This window comes from Paenibacillus sp. 10L310 (assembly GCF_056395745.1).
On sequence record NZ_JBFTKC010000011.1, the window covers coordinates 186,088 to 205,505 of the forward strand.

The 19,418-nt window shown below is 49.6% G+C and carries 9 protein-coding genes; 1 reads left to right on the plus strand and 8 read right to left on the minus strand.

What is annotated here, in order from left to right; all coding sequences use genetic code 11:
- Positions 1 to 475: 475 nt before the first annotated feature.
- The 7 genes from AC1DE7_RS21860 to AC1DE7_RS21890 form a co-directional block, all read right to left on the minus strand.
- On the minus strand, positions 476 to 3,682 hold the full coding sequence (locus AC1DE7_RS21860) for a GAP1-N2 domain-containing protein (RefSeq protein ID WP_477535149.1): 3,207 nt from the start codon (positions 3,680 to 3,682) through the stop codon (positions 476 to 478).
- Complete coding sequence (locus AC1DE7_RS21865; RefSeq protein WP_024632789.1) at positions 3,679 to 4,938, minus strand: TRAFAC clade GTPase domain-containing protein; 1,260 nt, start codon at positions 4,936 to 4,938, stop codon at positions 3,679 to 3,681. Before AC1DE7_RS21865 ends, AC1DE7_RS21860 begins: the two co-directional genes overlap by 4 nt.
- A 90-nt stretch (positions 4,939 to 5,028) precedes the next feature.
- Complete coding sequence (locus AC1DE7_RS21870; RefSeq protein ID WP_076209731.1) at positions 5,029 to 5,676, minus strand: beta-mannanase; 648 nt, start codon at positions 5,674 to 5,676, stop codon at positions 5,029 to 5,031.
- 19 nt (positions 5,677 to 5,695) lie between these two features.
- Positions 5,696 to 6,979: a vWA domain-containing protein gene (locus tag AC1DE7_RS21875; RefSeq protein WP_017691845.1), complete on the minus strand. Its 1,284-nt coding sequence runs from the start codon at positions 6,977 to 6,979 to the stop codon at positions 5,696 to 5,698.
- A gap of 85 nt (positions 6,980 to 7,064) precedes the next feature.
- Positions 7,065 to 9,512: a transcription initiation factor TFIID gene (locus tag AC1DE7_RS21880; protein ID WP_477535150.1), complete on the minus strand. Its 2,448-nt coding sequence runs from the start codon at positions 9,510 to 9,512 to the stop codon at positions 7,065 to 7,067.
- 1 nt (position 9,513) lies between these two features.
- On the minus strand, positions 9,514 to 12,903 hold the full coding sequence (locus AC1DE7_RS21885) for a tubulin-like doman-containing protein (RefSeq protein ID WP_091036105.1): 3,390 nt from the start codon (positions 12,901 to 12,903) through the stop codon (positions 9,514 to 9,516).
- 297 nt (positions 12,904 to 13,200) lie between these two features.
- Positions 13,201 to 14,994, minus strand: coding sequence for a vWA domain-containing protein (locus AC1DE7_RS21890; RefSeq protein ID WP_282320030.1), 1,794 nt, complete (start codon positions 14,992 to 14,994; stop codon positions 13,201 to 13,203).
- A gap of 408 nt (positions 14,995 to 15,402) precedes the next feature.
- Here AC1DE7_RS21890 and AC1DE7_RS21895 point away from each other — a divergent pair, with 408 nt between their 5' ends.
- Positions 15,403 to 16,335: a hypothetical protein gene (locus AC1DE7_RS21895; protein WP_036612767.1), complete on the plus strand. Its 933-nt coding sequence runs from the start codon at positions 15,403 to 15,405 to the stop codon at positions 16,333 to 16,335.
- A 492-nt stretch (positions 16,336 to 16,827) separates the two neighbouring features.
- Here the strand turns inward: AC1DE7_RS21895 and AC1DE7_RS21900 are convergent, their stop codons facing one another.
- Positions 16,828 to 18,381 (minus strand): DEAD/DEAH box helicase, encoded by a 1,554-nt coding sequence (locus AC1DE7_RS21900; protein WP_477535151.1) that lies wholly within the window; start codon positions 18,379 to 18,381, stop codon positions 16,828 to 16,830.
- Positions 18,382 to 19,418: the final 1,037 nt, after the last annotated feature.

Sequence of the window (19,418 nt, forward strand, 5' to 3'; positions counted from 1 at the left end):
CTCTCTCATTTATCCCGGTTATGTAATCCGGCTATGACAACAAAAACGAAATTGTAATTCTGTGATTTCCGACGCAAATATCTTCTACACTAAAGATACTGATAATCATTATCATTTGTCAACATAAAAAACCAAATTTTCTTCTCTTTTCGTACTTTATTTGCTCTTTCTGTAGCAGAAATTCCGCTCTTTTCTCAAGTACACATGAGATCTTTTCTCATTCATTCCGCGCACTTTATCACTTCTGACTGTCTTTCAAACTCTTGAATCGCAAATTTTGTGTCTGAATTGTGAATGTGCGAGTTTTTTTAATGTGTTTGCTATATCCGCCATATCAAATAAAAAAAGATGACCTTGAAATCTAAAGTTCAAGGTCATCTCACATACGCTCGTTTAATAAGGTATGAAGTCAGCATTTTTCTATTGGATCAAAAGACACTTAATGAATCTATGCAACATGCTCATATAAAATAACTTACAGCTTCGGCTGAGGCATCAATTGGATTACAGTCATACTGCCCTGCGTACTCTTCACACTGGCAATACTCTCGGCATCCATATTCGCTGGAAGATCGATCTGCAATCCATACGGATAGAGACGATCTACCTCTCCAATAGACATCTGTGCAGGAGTGTTCGCATCCTGTTCATTGGATACAGATGTGTCAGGCGATGTCGATCCTGTAGCCTGATCTGAATCGGTCCCTTGATCCGTGTCTCCACTCGCAGCATTAGACGATGCATTCGTCCCTGTATCCGTTGTTGTATCGGTAGCAGGATCTGAAGTGGAATCACCCGATGTTGAAGGATCGGCCTGCTGATCGCCATCCTCCGTCTGCTCTATGTTTCCCGCTGAAGAACCATCCGTGCTTCCTTCGGAAGTACTTCCTGAACCACCATCGGAAGGAACTTGGTTATCTGGCTCCTCATTCCGATTAAAGCTCTCCCACTTACCTGTAGCATCCAACTCCTGCGTGTTGCCATCTTTCATCGTCAATTGCAGCGGGCCTTGCTCAAACTCAGTGCTTCCCGTATCATTCCTGAAACGGATCACCAGTTGGGCAGGTGATTGCGTACCCTCCTGTTCACTCGCAGGAATCATATAAGCAATCTGCTCCGCGAGCTGCACCTCAGGTTCAGCCGGTATGACAGGCTCCTGGGTAGATGGAGGGGATGCCGCTGGCGGCTCTACAGAATCTTTCATCCATGCATATGTACCGCCAGCAATACCCAGAACCAGGATCAAGAGGATTAATCCGAACAGGTTTTTCCTTTTACCCGTTAGCATCCGCACCAGTGGAGAGGACAATTCCGTCTTCGCAAGGTCATAGACCGGCTTCATTGTCTTGCTGGCTCTCACGTAATACGGTTTGAAAGCTGACTTCGACTTGAATGCTTCACGGTCATGGGCTTTGAAATACGCCACGATGGCATCCGCATATCCTTTATGCACATTGGAACCCCGGACAAACATTCGATGATCTCCTGACCATTCGAAGAATGGATACAGCCCTTCAGCACGACTTGCATTGGTGCGGATGAATTCAATCAGGCCAGGATAATCCAGTCGGTTACTACCGCTTCCTCCCCGATAAAAAGCCATCGGCAAAGCTTCATAAGCCGCTATCCCCGGATGAGCCTGCAGCTCTCCGGCAAGCCAGCGACGCGTCCAGCGTTGAAGTTCATTGCGTTCTGCCAGGGAAAGTGCCTCCAATGCCTCTTCTTCATTCCCCTCGCCACTAAGCCACACTCTCGCAGCCAGCATCATGTTCGTTCGAGCAGATACATCAGAGCCCTGACGTGCCGCCCAATCCCGAACCTCATTGCCATGCTGTAAAATATCAATGCTTAATAGCTGTTCACGGTTAACCCGTTCCAGATCCAGATCCTGAATCATAAACAGGTTAATGACATAAGCCAGCTTGTCTGCAAGGCGGGTTAACTCCTCCTGATATGCCGGATCTTGACTGGCAGACGGAGATCCCCCTTTGCGATTAGGGCGGGATGTAGCTTCAGATTGACCAATTCGTGCCGTAATGCCTGTATCATAGGTGACATCAGCGGATACCCGATCCAGTATGTTAACACGCTGGAGGGCTTCATTCGCAGACTGTACCGGATTAGGCGCAGAACATAACCGTTCACGCAGCTCATTGGCTGTCCGCTCCTGCAAGAAGCTGTAGTGGATCGCAGATGGATGGGACGTAACCCATCTTCGGATCACTTCCACAACGTTCGCTGCCGATTCCGTGCGTTTCAGCTGATTGTCCAGATAAGGCTCGAACAACAGCTTAGTGAGCGATTCATTGGCCAGCACTTTATCAAAGAAAGCCCGATTCAGCTGCGGATCCCGATCCAGCACAGCATACAATTCCTGCACAGCACGCATACGCTTCTGGGCGCGGGCATTATTCACACCGTAGATAAAATAGTCCACTATCCGGGATTGCACCACGGGCGCGGCAACACTGAAATATTCGCCAATGCGAGTTGCGACGTCTTCTTCGGGTACGTTCTCACGCTTCACGCTGTCCAGTTCCCTGCTGAGCAAGGTCAGGAACAGCTCGTTCAGACGGGAACGTTGCTGTAATCCACCATCCGGCTTCAAATAGGTCAGCAAGCCACTCAGGACATGACTTTTGTTATCCAGATACAGGTCTTCCATGCCTTGTTCAAGACCATAGAACACCGCAAGTTCGCCATAGGCTTCAATGGAAAGTTCCCGCCCAGGTTCCATGCCGGACAACATTTCATCCGCAAACGTATAGAACGCATCCGCCGCCGCAGGTTCCTGCAATAAGGCCCAAGCGAATTCTGCATAAGGTAACTTCGCCACAGATGCATCCGCATGTGTCACTCTGCCTGATACGAGATCAAAGGTGAAATCCTTCTCCGTATTCCGGTCTTTTGGACGTAACGTCCCTCGCTCAACAAACTGGACGTGGATGCCCTTCTTGGCCTGTGGCTCCTTGGCAAACGTCATGAATCCCAGCTGCCGCCGGAATGCGTATGGTAAAGCCGTGTACAGCAAACGTAACAATCCTTTGGCCCCTGCGGTCACTTCCTCTGCGGGAAGGTCCAGAGCAATGTATACTTTTCTGCGTGTCGCTACAGACTGCATTACCGCATAGAGCAGGCGCTTGAACAGCACTTCGTTCATCTTCAAGGTGCTCAGCACTTGGGTGGGTAATCCTACGCCAGCATCGGTCGCCCCACCCTGTCCGCTCCTAGGTGATATAGGCAATTCAGCAAGCGCCGGCAGAACTGTACCTTGTTCGATGTCATATGACGTGGCGAACACGGCATCCAGCCAGCCGCCTTGTTTCATCTGCTCTTCCGAGCGTTCGGGAGACAAGACGTAATTATGTGCAAAAAAGGCACTGCGCAGCCCGGTGAAATCCGCAGACTGGTACACATTTTGCCCAAGGATTGTCTCCCCACTCTCCAGATGAAGCAGGTGAATGGCAGCCGGAAACTTCGTCTCGTCCTTCTCGCTACGGCCTGTTAGCTCCGCTGGAGCATCATAGACACAGTAGGGGTGAAGCACTTTTTTGATAAAAGAAGGGTCCAGTCCCGGCGATGCCGCAACCGTATCAAACCCCTCTGTTGTGCGAAACACCCCGCGCCGCTCTCGGGTATACAACTGTTGTTCAATGGGCGGGGTTACGGAAGAACGCATCATCCCACTCTCCCCTCAATGTACTTCAGCTTGTACAATAGCCATAAGAAGGGTTCATCCACGCGAATCGGACTAACCACACCCTGCAATTTCATATCCACCGGATTGCTACCCAGCGCAGAGACTGCGAAATAGGCTGTATCCTTGAAGTACACATCCATCGTGCCCTTGAATGGGCGATCCACCTTCTCGATAAAACGCCGGATCTCCCCGTCGATATTCTCGAACTCGGTTAAGTCGAACCAATCGCGGTGCACCATGTTGCGGAAGACATTACTGTTGGATTTGATATAATCCCCCTCTTCATCCTTGAGGGAATGCAGCATGTCGCTTTTGGTGAGCACAACCGCTGTTGGAATATTGGTCTTGGCTTTGTCCTGATACGCGATAAAATCTCCAAACATCGTCAGCACCACATCTCGCGGTTCATCGTATCGTGGTGTCCACTCTCCCGGCTCGTTGCCCAGGTTAATGCGGATTTTGTCCCGAATCGAACGAATTTGAAGCGGGTCCACCATAAACAGGATACCTGCCGAGTTCTTGATGTGTTGCCCATGAAGTCCGAGATAGTCCTGCTCCACCATACCTTCACCCGCAACGTCAAAGAACACCAGTGTCAGCGGCGCTTTATCTTCGTCCTTGAACACAAACTGGAAGATAAACGGCTCCTGCAACTTTTCCTTCTGCGTGGAATCCAGCAGGTCGCCCCGTTCGAACAAAGGTTCTTCATAATCCGCACGGAACCGGCGGCTGATCTCCGCATTCAATGGCATGCAAGCCGCGTCAAAATGATCGGCCGTATAATGCTGCAATGTATGAATTAATGAAGTCATGTAGACGGATTTCCCCACCTGGGATGCACCAATAATGGAAATGATATTGCTCGGTGCTTTACCCGCCGTAACAGGCAGCTCGTTATGACATTGCGGACACAAGCGGCGACGCGTAACGACACCATACCGATCGTTCAGCCCCATCACGATGTTATCGGAATAAATACGGTGTTCCTCCGGTACATCATGGGGTGCCAATACCGCCTCCATATCAAATACCGTGTCGAGTCCGAACCTTTCGCGATACCGATTCAACTTCGCATCTTCCCCGAGTGCGTAGTCCTCATCATCATCACGGTGATGGGCAGCGCGGAACACCACCTCTTCCGGTGAAAACTTGCTGAAACAATAAGGGCATACAATATCATAAAACAGCGGACGTTCCTCCGGCTGTTGTCTCTTCAAAAACCGACTAAAAAAGCTCATAGCCACTCCCCTCCCCTGATCAGTCAGACTAAGGTGATATACACTTGCACTACGATGACAGAGTAACCTCCCAATCGCTAGTCCAACTATCTAGTCTGATATAAGCCGATAGGCGGCTCCATATTTCGGTCCATCCGTGAAGAATAATCGCACATAATCATCCTTGGCAACTTCAACGGGCGGCATCTCATTTCTTCCGGGAGCAAAATCACTCACAAAAGGATACACCGTACCATCTTCCTTATTCAGCGGAACCCCGCCCTGTTTGCGAACATAACAGAGGGCTTCCTTTGGAACAGGTACTTCCGCTGTGACGGTGATCAATACACTTTTTCGTTTCTGAAAAAAACCGCTCTTGTAGCGAATGGAAAAGCGGATATCCGCCTTCCCTGCGCTTGCAATCACCATGTTGTCCTCGTCTCGTTGACGGATCAGTACAGGTCCCTCTTCCTCCATCTGACACACATACACGGTGTACTTGATGGCACCAAAACCTGTAATCCGATCTGTGTAACCATTGCTCGCCTTATATTCCTCTCTCGTGTACAGCTTCAGCTTGCCCTGTGCAGGCTCTTCCCCGGTACGATCATCGCTCATCATATCCAGCTCCAGCCGTTCCACATACACAGCTTCTACCCGTTCCGGCCAGAGCCAGCGAAGTGTACAACGCCCTTCGTCCACCGCAAGTGTCAGTTTTCGAATCAAGGGTGTCGAAGGGTCTGCATCCGTAAACCGCATTTCCATTGACCTCCCGACGTTAGAATCCTTTGCTGCGTGTATCTCTTGGTCTCTGACCAAACCCTTCGGCAGAAGAAGTTCCGCCGCCAGCTTCACGACGACCCCTGCTCTTCCGCGGCGTGTTCTCCTTAATCGGAACAATCCAGGAGAAGAGGGTCAATACGCCAGACAAAATGAGCATCGCACCAAGACGTACGAATGTATCCCCCACGTTCGAACCGTCGAGTCCCCACTCCAGCAGAAGCCCTGCCAGTAGACCCGACACCGCACCACCAATACCAAAGCTGAGGGCGAGATGACGGTTATCAAACACGAGTCCGAGTGACACACCCAGCGCCACGCCAATCAGTAGCACTGCTGCTACACGGAAAATCGCCAGATAAACGCTGTGCTCCATCATGCCTGTACGCTCCGTTACCAGCGTCCGTTCATCTATCGTATCGTAGATCTGCTGGAATGCCAGATTCAGACCACCGGAATCTGGTACATCATAGTACATGCCGCCCGTTTGCTGAGCAATATTACGCAGCAGATCCGTACCTGATGGGTCCACCAGGCTTAGGCCGACTGTATTAATAGAGATCTGTTCGTTGTTATATTGGGACAAAATATCGGTCGTGTCCGCTTCACTGAAGCCATCGGATAACAAGATGACGACGGTACCGCGTTTCGGGTCCTGTTTGCCCTGAATCTGCTCCATGCCTTCCCGCAGCACGGCATCAAAATTGGTGCCGCCCGAAGTCGTGACAATGCCATCGATTTTGCTATAAACCTCATTCTTGGCCGCTTCACTATCCAGCGCAATAAACGGCTGTAACAACTGCGGTTGGTCATCAAACGTAATGACAGCTACCTGTTTGTCACTCTCCATTTGGCTGATTAGTGTCTTGGCGGCTTCAAAACGTCCGTTATCCGGATCTGTCTCGCTCATGCTGCCCGAGTTATCGATCATCAGTACGATGTCCTTCACTTGCTTCACACCGCCCGGATTGATCTGATACAACAATTGCAGGGCGAGTCCAACAACAAATAACAGAGCCAGTGTTGCCGGAACAAGCAATTTCCACGACAGTCCCAGATACCGGAGCTTCCATGAAGCGCCATTCAGCTTGGGTGAGATCATCTCTGCGATCAAACAGAACAATCCAACGCTCAGCGCCAGTACGCCAAAGTATAATCCCATCAGCAACAGACGTGGCATCTCCCCAAGCCATTGACGCAGCATGATTTCTCCTGCCGCAAAGCCCACTGCCCCGCCAATCAGGCTGAACAGGACCAGGAGAAGATTGATTTTTCGCTGCATGTCTACATGCATCCTTTCCATACCAGCCGTATACAGGCTGAGTTAATACAAGATTGGTGCTGGGTGTCAGGACACCGCCGGCGTCTTAACGAATGGGTGACAACTTTTCCACCAGACCAGCGGGGTGAAGTTCATAGCCATTCTCCGTGTACGAGTCATAATATACCTTGCCGTTCCGATACACCATGAGATCCTCCAGATGGAAACCGCCCATCAGATTCAGCTTCTCCACGCCACTACTGCGTTCTTCGTACACCACACCCAACTTGTAGATACGTGACGTCTCTTCGGCATGTGCCGCGTAGTCCATGAAAGCACTATGATGGTCACCAAAGAAATACTTCTCTTCATATCGATGTTCCTGCGTATAATCGAATACCCGGACCCGAACAACCGCCTGATCCTCCAGCGTGTGGTACAACCTGCGGAACAGATCATCGCGGGTTAATACATCTTTATCTCCGTAGGCAATCGTGACATTCGCCCGCTGCAACAGTTCTTCTTCAAATGGCAATCGCAACGGCTCGGCCGTAAGCAGCAACGAGTGACATACCTCCATCATTCGTTTCAACAGACGGTCATCGCCTTCTGTGGCAAGCCGGTTCATGTCTCCCATGTAACGGTCCTCAAACCATACATCCCGTCCGCGTTTGGCTTCCAGGTCGATGATTAGCTCTTCCGTCACTTTGCCGTAGTACTCCATCACGTTCTGGCCGATGTATTCATCGGCAGCAGCGATACTTTGGGCAGCTGTCTCTCGCAGTGTGCGTTCCAGCGCTTCAAGTGCTGCTGTGACGTGACGACTAAAACGATGAAGTTCTTCCATCTCCGTATCGTAGATACGTAGCAGATGTAATTCATTTTCCAGTCGCAGTAATTCTACCTTTGGTACATACACTCGCTCCAGCATGCAGTCAATCAGATTGCGCACATTCTGTTTATCACGGAACAACGCTCGTTTGAACGACTGATCTTCCACTCGCTCTTGCTGACGTTGCTCCAGTAGAGCACGTGCCGATTCAAGCTGCATCGATTTATCCCGAATCAATCCGAGCAGCGCTTCACGCACACTGCCAGGCTCACTGTCACTCCAGGCCGCCCACTGGAAGTAACCAACCTCTGGATGCTCCGCGCGGGAATGTTCAGCATGACAGCGCAGGGAACCGCTAGAGCTGCGCTCGCGCACACGCTCTTCGACAAGACGGACAACGTTATCGCGGAAGTACGCTTCAGCTCCTTGTCCAAACAACGCTCTCTCCGCTTCACGAAGTGAGAGCGGCTTCAGATCAGAGAAACTGACGTTATGCGTCATGATGCCACTCATGCCACTAACCAGATCTTCATTGGGCAGCAGGCCTTCGACTTTGCGTTCCACCGAGGCCGCGTCCAGTCCAAAGAAAGATAGCTTGTCCTTAATGCTCCAGTCCGGCTCCTGCCGCATGCGTGCGAGCAGATACCGATACATGTGATATAACACCGCCAGTGCAATCGGCTTGTTTGGCCGCCTGATCTCGGCAAAACCCGCGCTGGCATAACCATGCTGATCAGAGGTAGTACGAATATTGTTTTTAAAAGATGTATTATTGTACGTGTTCGCTCCCGTGCTTGAAACGCTACCCGAGTGATCCACATCCTGCTTCCTGTTCTTCAGCAGGCAGATGCGGCAGATGATCTCGGCATTTTCGATCCAGCCACCGGGAACGCCGGTTCCACGCTCATTTTTGTCGGACAACAGATATACCAGATCAAACAACGGTGACGCGGGATGTGTAACCGGAATGGAGATCCCATCCTCCGTCACCAGCAGTTTACCGCTGAACGTGTAGTCCAGCGACTGCATATAATCCAGTTCCCGCAGAAAAGCGAGGCCTGCTGCGCTGGCATACCCGAAGGAATCCACCTGTTCCATCTCGCTGACCAATACATGCAGATCCGTCTGCACCGACTTGAAGGCTTGGGACAAAATGGTCTCCGTTAGCTTGGTGAGCTCTGGCAACAATACATTCAACGGATCATCCGCTCTGGTTACCACCGTAACGTAAATCCGATCAAATGACGAGTATAACCGTCCATATTCGGCAATTCGGTTACTGACCCGACGAAGCGTACGATTCAGATCGTAGAGCGCCTGATCCGATTCGTGGAAACTGCGATGTACATCCTTACGCCGTGTTTTGGACGGTCGCTCTGTCTGCCCAGCGGACAAAGGCAAGCGGTGACGAGTCACCTGACCATCATCGGACGAGCCAATATTCCTCTTTTCACCCGGATGCTCTTTCTGATCTTCTGTACCAATCTGAACGTAGACCACACCGTCTCCGTTATCCCATTTCAGCCGATTGATCTCCTGCACAGCAGACACTGCAGGTGCAACCAGATCACCCACAAACAGGAACAGCGTCGGGTAATGGATACTGCTGCGTCCATCACCCAGGCTGCCTTGACGCTCCTGCTCTATTGCATACTGCGCTGCATACTTCTCCAGATCACGCTTCAGGGTATTGTTCGAATTGAACTCCATCCCGGCCGCCATCTTACTTCAGCCTTCTGCGAATGTCGTTCAGCTTGGACGACATCGTTCTGTAGAACTGATAGATGTCTTCTCCGTTAGCCAGTTCTACCCGCTCGTATTCGAGACGATCGCGCGATTCCATGAACAGCGCAGCCAGATCATCCAGCTTTGTCAGCAGTGGGGTGATATCCTCAGAAGCTGTAAGATCGTTATCGCGGCGGGAGGCTTTGCGCAGCAATGTACTGCGATCCTTCTCTGCCAGACCGCGGAAGTTGCCAAACACTTCATACTCGGCAAAGTTACGGCTCTTCATCAAGTTTGCGAACGGCTCCCATGCGTCTTCTTCCGGGTCACGGTCATAGACGTAGAGGGCACCTTTTTTGACGATGGTGTCAGTATATAACGCTTCGATGAAGCGGTCATACCACTGCTCTTCGTCCTGGTACTGGGCAAGAATGCCTTCGAGTTCGGCGACTTTTGCCGAGATGGCATTCATCTTCGCCAGTTCCTCACGTACGCGCGCAATCAGCTGCGGAGAGCGTACCAGGTTTTCTTTGGCCATATCTTCATTAATACTGCCGAAAATATCCTTAACTCCCACACGTGGCAACCCTTCGGATTGCAGACGCTTCAGCTCGATCACGGCCCGCTTCACTTCGCCGAGGTTCGGCGTGGTGGACGTCAGACGCATGTCGTAGGCTCCCAGTTTGGCAGACAGATCAAACGCTTCTGTTGTCACAATCGCATATCGGTTGCTTGTATTCTCATCAATGGATTTGGCTGTCACAATGTTGTATCCAAGCGCCTGCTCAAATTCGTTACGCACACGGGCGTTATACTGCTTCACGCGGGCGTTCTCGTACACATCTCCCCATGATTTCTCCGGAATCGGAGACGGCAGATAGGTCCAGTTGTTTTTCTCCGTTTGTACCAAGTGTCGACCAATGCCTTCTTTGTCCAAAATGGTACGTTCATAACTTTCCTCATATACTTTGAGCGGAGTATACACAAAGAGTGGTACCCCGTTGCGGGTATTCAGCCAGAATATCCGGTTACGCACTTCACTTTCCTTAACGGTAAAATGAGACTTGCCTACCGCATTGTTCTGATAATTGCGAATCCCTTTCAGAATGCCCGGCGCCTGTGCCGGCACCGATACAAATCCCCATGAAGGGAAATGCAGACTGCCTGTACTGTTGCTCAGATTGAACACCGGAACAGCCTCATCATCCAACTTGCCAGCAATGAAACGTTCCACGAATTTCTCGACTGACTCATCCTGACCGTATTTGATCACCAGGAAATCTTCCATGGAACGGGTAATCAGATCACCGAATTTCTCACTCAGGAAGTCGGAGATGGAGCTGACGATATCAATCTCGTTTTCTTTCACCCACTGGCTGGAGTTTTCCAGCAATTCACGAGAGAAGTCACGGATCAGATCATCTGTATCACGCTTATCCAACAGCCCGTCCACCACACTGACGATATCCGGTACACTTACAACGTTCCAGTAATATGTTTTGTTGCCTTTGTGATCGGCTTGTTCTTCGCCACGTGTCAGCAGGTCACCGTTCTTGGCGAATATCGAGCTAAGGGCATTCAGCGTTTCGGTAAATACGTTATAAATGCGGCTGTTCTCCTGGTTCAGCAACTCATACAGATCTTCATAGAACTCGATCATCTGATCGTTGCGTTCCACGTCGGCGTGCAGCCAGTACTCATGAATTTTTGCTTCAATATAAGCATTCTTTTTCTTCTCTTTGGAGACAAAAGCACTCTTCGCATCGCCCAACTTCTCTTCGGACTGCTCCTGAGCTGCTTCGATATCACGCGGAATGCGGAAGGCATTCTCACGCAACGTTTCGATGTACGACTGAATCATCTTCAGTACACAGAAACCTTTTTCCGTATAAATCAGACGGGAGACATAGAACGGACCTTGTTCGGGATGCAAAAACATACGCCGGATCTGTTCGGTGAACTGACCGGCAATCTCGCCTGGCAGTTGTTTCTTCGCCTTGATATATTCTTCACGGGCACGCGCCAGGAAGTTCTGTTCCAGTTCGGTGTCCATATTCACAACCTGTGATTTCACCACGTTGCCATAGGATAAACGCTCGCTGTTCTGATAACCAGGTAGCGGCTCAGGCACGCGGGCTTCAAAGGACTTGACCACACTTTCGAGATCAATGCCCAGCTTGCGGGCAAACTTCTCGGTATCCTCCTGATTTGGTGCTTTGGAGAACATGGTGTTCATTTTATCGAACATGCGATACGCCAGATACGTGGTCATCTCTTCAATCGGCAGGACAGCCGAAGATGCACCGATGATGTTGTAATCATAGTTAGCCGGGTACACCTTGTTCATCTGTGCAATGTTGGTGCGAATGTTGCTGATATAGTCATGGATCGCAAACTCCTCACCCGACTGCTTCTCCTCACTTGCCATGAAGTTGGTAATGTTCTCGGCCGTGACGTTCATGCAGTAATCGTAGGCGTTCTCCAGCAATTTGCCTTCGGTATTCGTAGCAGAGATTAGATGACACAGGTTAAATGGAGGCAGTGGTGAGTTCACGGTTAAAATATTGCCGTACTTCTGTGTAAACCGCTCACCGCGGCTATCCACGTTCATCCAGTAATCCAGCTCTTTGAGCGCAGCATATCCGTTTTTACGAATGTATTCACGAGTGTGTTCACTCAAGCTCTTGTTGGACAGGTTCACATCTGGCGTGAACAGATATCCCAGCGTATTCACGCGGTCAATCCCGGCAGAGCCGTGATCACGTTCGATAATGCCGCGCACGATATAGGAAATATCGAGGAAACAGCCGCTGCCTGTACCGCCGGACAGACCTGTCAGCAGGAACACCATCAGTTTTTTGTTGGTGCCTACGGATAAGGTTTTGATCTTTTTGTCGATAGCCTGTACGACCTGATTAATCTTGGTGAACAGGAGCAGACGTCCAGCCTGACGTACACCTGCGGCGCCGTTCATACCATCCGTGATGCTCAGTTCGGGAGACAGCCAGTCCGTAATATAAGGTTCCAGCACGCTGCGATTCTGTAGAAGTCCGCCAATCTCGGCATTGGACAGCAGCACGAATTCATTAATCGGGTCGAGTCCGATCCCTTTATACTTTTTGGCACGATCCTGTTCGTTTGTCTCAAAAGCCAGAAACTCCACATTGTCCGGCTTGTCCATTTTTTTCTTGGATACTGGGTCTTGTGGCAGCTTGAAACGACGGTTGATCTGATATTTGAGACGCAGCAGTGCGTCAATTCCCGTTCCTCCCAGACCGATAATCAGAATGGGATTATCAATCGTATCAACTCTGATCTTCTCACTGACAATACCTCCGCCAAGTGATACATCCAGTTGCTGAATATGTTCTCTAACAATCGGTTTCATTCCATGTCCTCCTTAGATTAACGCACGTATGCTTCAATCTATATAATTAAACTAAAGAATATTTACACTTGCCACTCCGTTGACAGAACAACCTTCCGATCGCTGTTATCCCCAGATTTTTTGATTCTCTTTTTCAACGGTGAAAATCTGGGGATAGCGTATGCTTCCGATGCAGCTTTCTTTCAGAAAGCTTTTAGGCGAACGCTTCCGCTTCTCCAGCTTTTTTCTGTCCTCTGCGTTCTCGTGTAAATGGATTAGTTCAACTTATATAGCTTACATTCATTTAGCTATAATCCTTCACACCAAATACTCGATCAAAATGGTCTTGTCCGCCTGTTGCAGCGGGATGCTCAGTCGGTCACCGTTCTTCAGTTCAACGCCTGAGCTTGCATCGACTGCACGACCGGATTTCTCCAACGTACCGCCTGCGGTGTTACGGATTATAATTCGATCCCCATTGCTGGGCGTAAATACGTATTTTTCGGTTTCCTTCAGCTCAGGATCCAGTTGCAACAACTGATGCAGATGAAATCTACCGCGGAAGGATACCAGCTTTTTATATTGTGGATATGACTTGTCTCCCGTGTTCTCATCACGAATCTCCACAACCATCTGACCTACAAATCCCTGGTTTTTGCGTTTCAGCCAGCCCATCAAGAACCAGGCACCAACACCGACCACAATCAGAGCTATAACACCCAGGATGACAGGCAACCAAGGAAACGGCTTGTCCTGTTCACCGCCTGACGTTGTTGGTTGAGATCCGCTTCCGGCTGATCCACTCGTGTTGATCGTGATTGGCTCACTTTCACGGTAGAAGCTGTCTTCTTCCGCACGGATGACTAATTCATAGTTATGATTGTCTGGTACTTCAAACGTTCCGGCAAAACCAGAACCTGTGTTTTCCAGCGGTTGTTCCTCGCTTTTACCTGTATCTACATCTTTCACAACCAGCGTGGCCTTCATATCTGTATACAGATCATTATCCTGAAGTGGCTGACCGCCATTCTCCAGTTTGGCTGCAAGATCAACCTTGTCCCCTTTGGTATAGGACTTGGTCTTAATTGGGTCCACAACGAGCTGAAGATCATAGTTGAACAACAGGTTGATATCGATGCTGTCTTTCGGAGCCCCTTTTACCCGAAGTTTCCAGTCTCCTTCTTGGGGTTTCAACAGCTTCACAAGCGAATAACTCTTCGACGTGGAGAGCTTGGCTGCATCCGAGTTCAGATCCACGGCTTGTCCGGAAGGGTCCGTCAATTGCACTTCCACCGGCTTCGAAGACATGATCGAAATGTTTGCTTCCAATACACTGTCATTCGGTACATTCACGGTAACTTCCTGATAACTGCCGTTTCCCGTTACAGAGGGCAGCTTCACCACATTCAGTTTGGCATGATCGGCGAAGATCTCACTCAGAATCTGTGGCAGATCATCCGGCGTATCGGTAATGAATGATTTACCTCCAGTCTGCTGAGCCAGGTCTGCGAGTGCATTCTTGTTCAGCTTACCATCGGCGTTCAATCCAATCGTATACACCGGAATACCCTGATCCTGTGCTTCCTTCACGGCTTTTGCCAGGTCAGCATCAGATTGTGCCTGTGTACGGCCTTTGGTTTTGTTAAAGTCATTGTTGCCATCCGCCAGCAGCACGATCATTGGCGAGTGGGATGGGTCTGCACCATGATTCAGTATGTTCACGGCTTCGGCGACACCAACTGAGACATCGGTATATGGCCCCCGGCCGAGCTGATCTATAAAATCCTTCAGGTTGCTCTTGTCCGCATCGGACTGAATCTCCAGCATAGCCTTTTCCCGCTCCACCTGATCGGTATAAGCGACAATTCCTACCTTGTCCCCCTGGACGGGCAGCATATCAATAAACATTTTCATGGCTTCATTACTGATCTTGTCACGGTCACTTGTATTCATTGAGTTACTTACATCGGCTACAAGTACCGCATCGATTCCGCTTGTCTGTGCCTGAGCCGCTGCAGCTTGTGGCAGCAACGCTTGAGGTAACAGTAGCGTTAGAATTGTCAGCAGAACCATCGTTCCACTAAGCCAGCGTATTTTGCGTGTCCGCAGCATTGGGTGTACTCCTTCACGTTTGAGATTAAAATGGGAATAGTTTATTATAGGCGTCAAGCCTTAAGGAAATCTTAACAGTCTACTAACAAATTCTGAAAAGCACCCCTATCTTGAGTTACAGTTTTGTAATGACTGACAAAAATCGACGATTTCATGCCTTGAACTGGCACAAAAGTACCAACTATGGAAATATGATATAGTTATTGCCAGCAAACTGCAATATAACAGCGCTTGTTCACCAAGCCATAGAAGGGAACGGATTATGGTTACATACGGATGCCTCGCCATATTGTTTCTTTTTGTCATTATAAAGGGTTTTGCACTCCAGCTTCATCGACGGAAACCGGTCTCCCGGGAAGACACGGATCGTACCCTCTACACTATTCTGAATGGTGAGCGTGATTAAGCATGAGTACTAAACTAGTTGTATCCATAAGACCATTTCATCGAACGACCTATGCCTATGAAAAGTTGCAAGTCTGCTCACGTTGTGGACAGTACACCTGCCTGTGGGAAGAGGAGTGCACGGCCTGTGGCCGGGGTACCCTCAATTCCGTTCAAGCGAAGGCAACTTCCCGTGTAAAACGCCGGATTGCACGCGACTTGTTCATTACGATATTGTTCGGTGTAGCTGCTACCTATTTCGGTGAGACCATAGATCAGACCATGGCGGCAGCCAGCGTTTCCCTGTTGCTTCTGGCCTTACTGATCTTCATGCAGAAACGTTCATTCGAGGTAGAGCAGCAGCGCGAGTTGAAGCGCACGTTACAACAGGATGAGGAACTCATCCGCCAGGGTATTAACCGCAATTGGGCTCTTGTCGCCGAAGCTCGAAAACAGGATGAAGCACTTGCCTATGAGATGCTCCGCGAGATCGGCTCACTCGTCTACAATGACCGGATTCGACTGCAACAGGTTGCGCTGTTACAATCCTTTGTCCTACGCAGTGATATGGATCTGCAGCTCAAGCCCTTGCTCTTACGCAGCTTCGAGCGGCTGCTGGCTGAATATATTGGTGAGATTGCTCGGCTTAAGCCGGATTTGATCCGTGAAGATGCGATTCGTTATATCGCGACCTATGAAGTGAACATTTTACAGCTCCACAATGGAATTCAGATACTTACAGCCGTAGCTGCTGCTGCCGTGCGCAAGAGCAAATATATTGAGTTATTCCCTAGTCTTATTACCCGCTACGCCCGCTTTATGCCCAAGGATCGCTTCATGAGACTTTATCACACGATTGAACGCTATCCGAGCAAGGCACGAGGGGGATTGGCAGAGTCGGTAGGTCGGGTTTATAACGAGAAATATCGGGATCAATATGCAGATGTTCAGCTGTAGGGATGATATATTGAGAAAGAAAAACGTAGTTTAGTGCAAACTCACTCCCTGTAATATAGACGAATGCAATTTCATCCATCCCTGCATGCGCGTCAGCACCACAGATCGAAGGTTATGCTTCTAATGATATAAGAATTAATCCAAAAACACCCCATCCTTAGGTCTAGGATGAGGTGTTTTGAATTTTATGGCAGTCTGCCACGTGCTAAACGCAGTACACGAAAAAAAGGAAAAACTACATGGGGAATACCTAAATGGCATCTTCCATGGATCAAGTAGGCACGCAAACAGGCACTCACAGATGACAAAAAGAATAAGCGGAAATGAGCATCTGTCCTGGTGAAAAAGGGCCGCGACGTGGTTCCGTCGCGACCCTTGATCTGAGGGTTCGGTACATCTGTACCCGAACCCTCTCATATGTGCCATGCCAAACCCTGTGGCATGGCATGGTGCCTGCGCAATTGCGGCTATATCGCCGCTTGCGCCAAGGCTTTACCGTCCGCGACGAGAATCGCGACGGTCGCCCTTCGCCGGTCCGCGTCCTGCGGATTCCGGACGGCGAGAGCCTTCGCTGCTGCGCCCGGAGGTGCGCTTGTCGGCACTACGGCCAGCCCAGCCGCTGCTAGCTGCGCGGCCGCCTTGGCCCGCTGCTCCGCGACTGCTGTCGCTGCTACGCGCGGAACCACGACCTGCGCTGCGCTCGTCGCCACTGCGACCCGCACCGCGTCCACCTTGACCCGCTGCACCACGACTGCTGTCGCTGCTGCGGCCACCGCTACGACCACCACTGCGTCCGCCATCTCTGCGATCGTTACGGCCTGCACCGCGACGGGCACTACCAGTTCCGGAAGAGCGTCCGCCTGAACGTTCGTCATCCCCTTGACTGTTGATGGAACGTCTAGCTGCTCCAGTTGAAGCAATTGGACCTTCGCTTGTCCACTGGATACGGGACAGCTTTTGGTCAATACCTTGTTCAATACGTGCAAGTTCCGGTCTGTCGTGCTCTGTTGCAAACGTTACAGCAAGACCTGTACCGCCTGCACGGCCCGTACGACCAATCCGGTGGATATAACTTTCCGCATCATGCGGCATATCGTAGTTAAATACATGCGTAACGCCTTCAACATCAAGTCCACGTGCAGCTACATCTGTAGCAACCAGCACTTGCAGTTTGGCATCGCGGAACGCTTTCATTACGTTCTCACGCTTGGATTGGGACAGATCTCCATGAAGTTCATCACTTGCATAACCTGCTTCACGCAGATCTTGGTTCAGCTTGGATGCACGACGTTTGGTCCGACAGAAAATAATCGCCAAGTATGGGCGATACGTATCAATCATGCCGCGAAGCGCTTCTAATTTACCACGATCCGTACATTCCAGCACTTGCTGGCGAATTTGTTTGATCGGGATAACAGATTGGGAAGATACTTTTACATCTTCCGGATCTTTCATGTAGGTCTTCGCCAGGTTGCGAATGCCCTTAGGCATCGTTGCTGAGAACAGCATTGTCTGACGTTTATGTGGTAGCTCGCTAAGAATCGTCTCCACATCGTCCAGGAAGCCCATGTGCAACATTTGGTCGGCTTCATCCAGCACCAGTTTTTTCACATTATCCAGCTTCAACGTGCCACGGCGCAGGTGATCCAGCAGACGACCCGGTGTACCAATAACGATCTGGGTACCGTTCTGCAATTTACGCAGTTGTTTATCCACATCCTGCCCACCGTATACGGCAAGCACGTGCAGTTTATCGTCATTTGCCGTGAGCTTCTTCGCTTCTTCCGTAATTTGCAGCGCAAGCTCACGCGTAGGCGCGATAATCAGCGCTTGCGGAGAACGGTCGGATACGTTAATTTTCTGAATAATCGGCAGCAAAAATGCCAGCGTTTTCCCTGTCCCTGTCTGTGCCTCAGCGATAATATCGCGTCCACCCAACAGTACCGGAATCGAACGCTCCTGTACCGGAGTCGGCACGGCGATGCCCTGATGTTTCAGGATCTCGCACCATTCCGGGCGAATGCCCAGTTGTTCAAAGTTTGCCAATCGTTACACCTCTGTATATTCATTTAGATAAGTCCATTTCATAATGACCTTAGTATCAGTATCTGCCATCAAGACTAGTTTTCCTTATATCAATCATGATTATGAAATGAATTTTTTAAAAAGCAATCCACTCGTTGCTCTTCTTCTCCATACCCTGTAGTTTACACGTTAGTCAAGCAAAACAAAAGGGGATACAGCGTTACACCCCCAACTTGTAGCACAAAACCCCAAGATCAGCGTAACTTGTATCGACCAAGTGAGTTTGAGGACGGTTATGAGAGAGTGTGTGAGGTTGGTTTTGAGAGTAACTATAGGAGCCCCTCTGAGAATGATGATGAGTGGAGTAAGCTAAAGCGCTAGCTCGAAGTATGACCCTGACTCTGTAGAATGGGGTTGAGGATTGAACTGCACATGGTCAGGCGGAGGTTATGCGGGCTACAGTGTCTGATGGCGCTCCTTGAGAAAGATGTATTGGATCGTTATGTTCATAATCCTTGGATAGTTTAGAGATTTCGTTGAGATTGAGATAGCTGCTATGATTCTATAAATTGTTGTACAGGATATTCTGAAACAGATCAAAAGGAAGCTATTTTGCAAAAGTTTCAGGAATTGAAAGAGTACCTCACATAACTCCGTACATTGAGATCAAGATCTCTCGCGGTTCGAAAATAGCTCCAACGATCGCCCCCCACTTACCACTAATTCTAACGAATCCAGGACACCCTATTACGCCAATTAAAGCCGTTTGGATTTTTTAACGAACTCCAGTCACCTTATTACTCGGAAATACCGGGGAAACGGCATCAGTATAGGTGGAATCAGCAAAATAAGATGTCTAAGATTCGTTAGAATAACGAAAACATGAAATAATTCCATATAAGACGCGCCATGGAGCTAGAATAAAAAGTGGACACCCGTTAACGGACGGAAGGATAATAAGACTAACGGAGGTGTCCACATGGGAGAACAGCGGCAACGATATAACGAAGAATTCAAGAAACAAACGGTCAAATTTATTCAAGAGCAGACGAAGACAC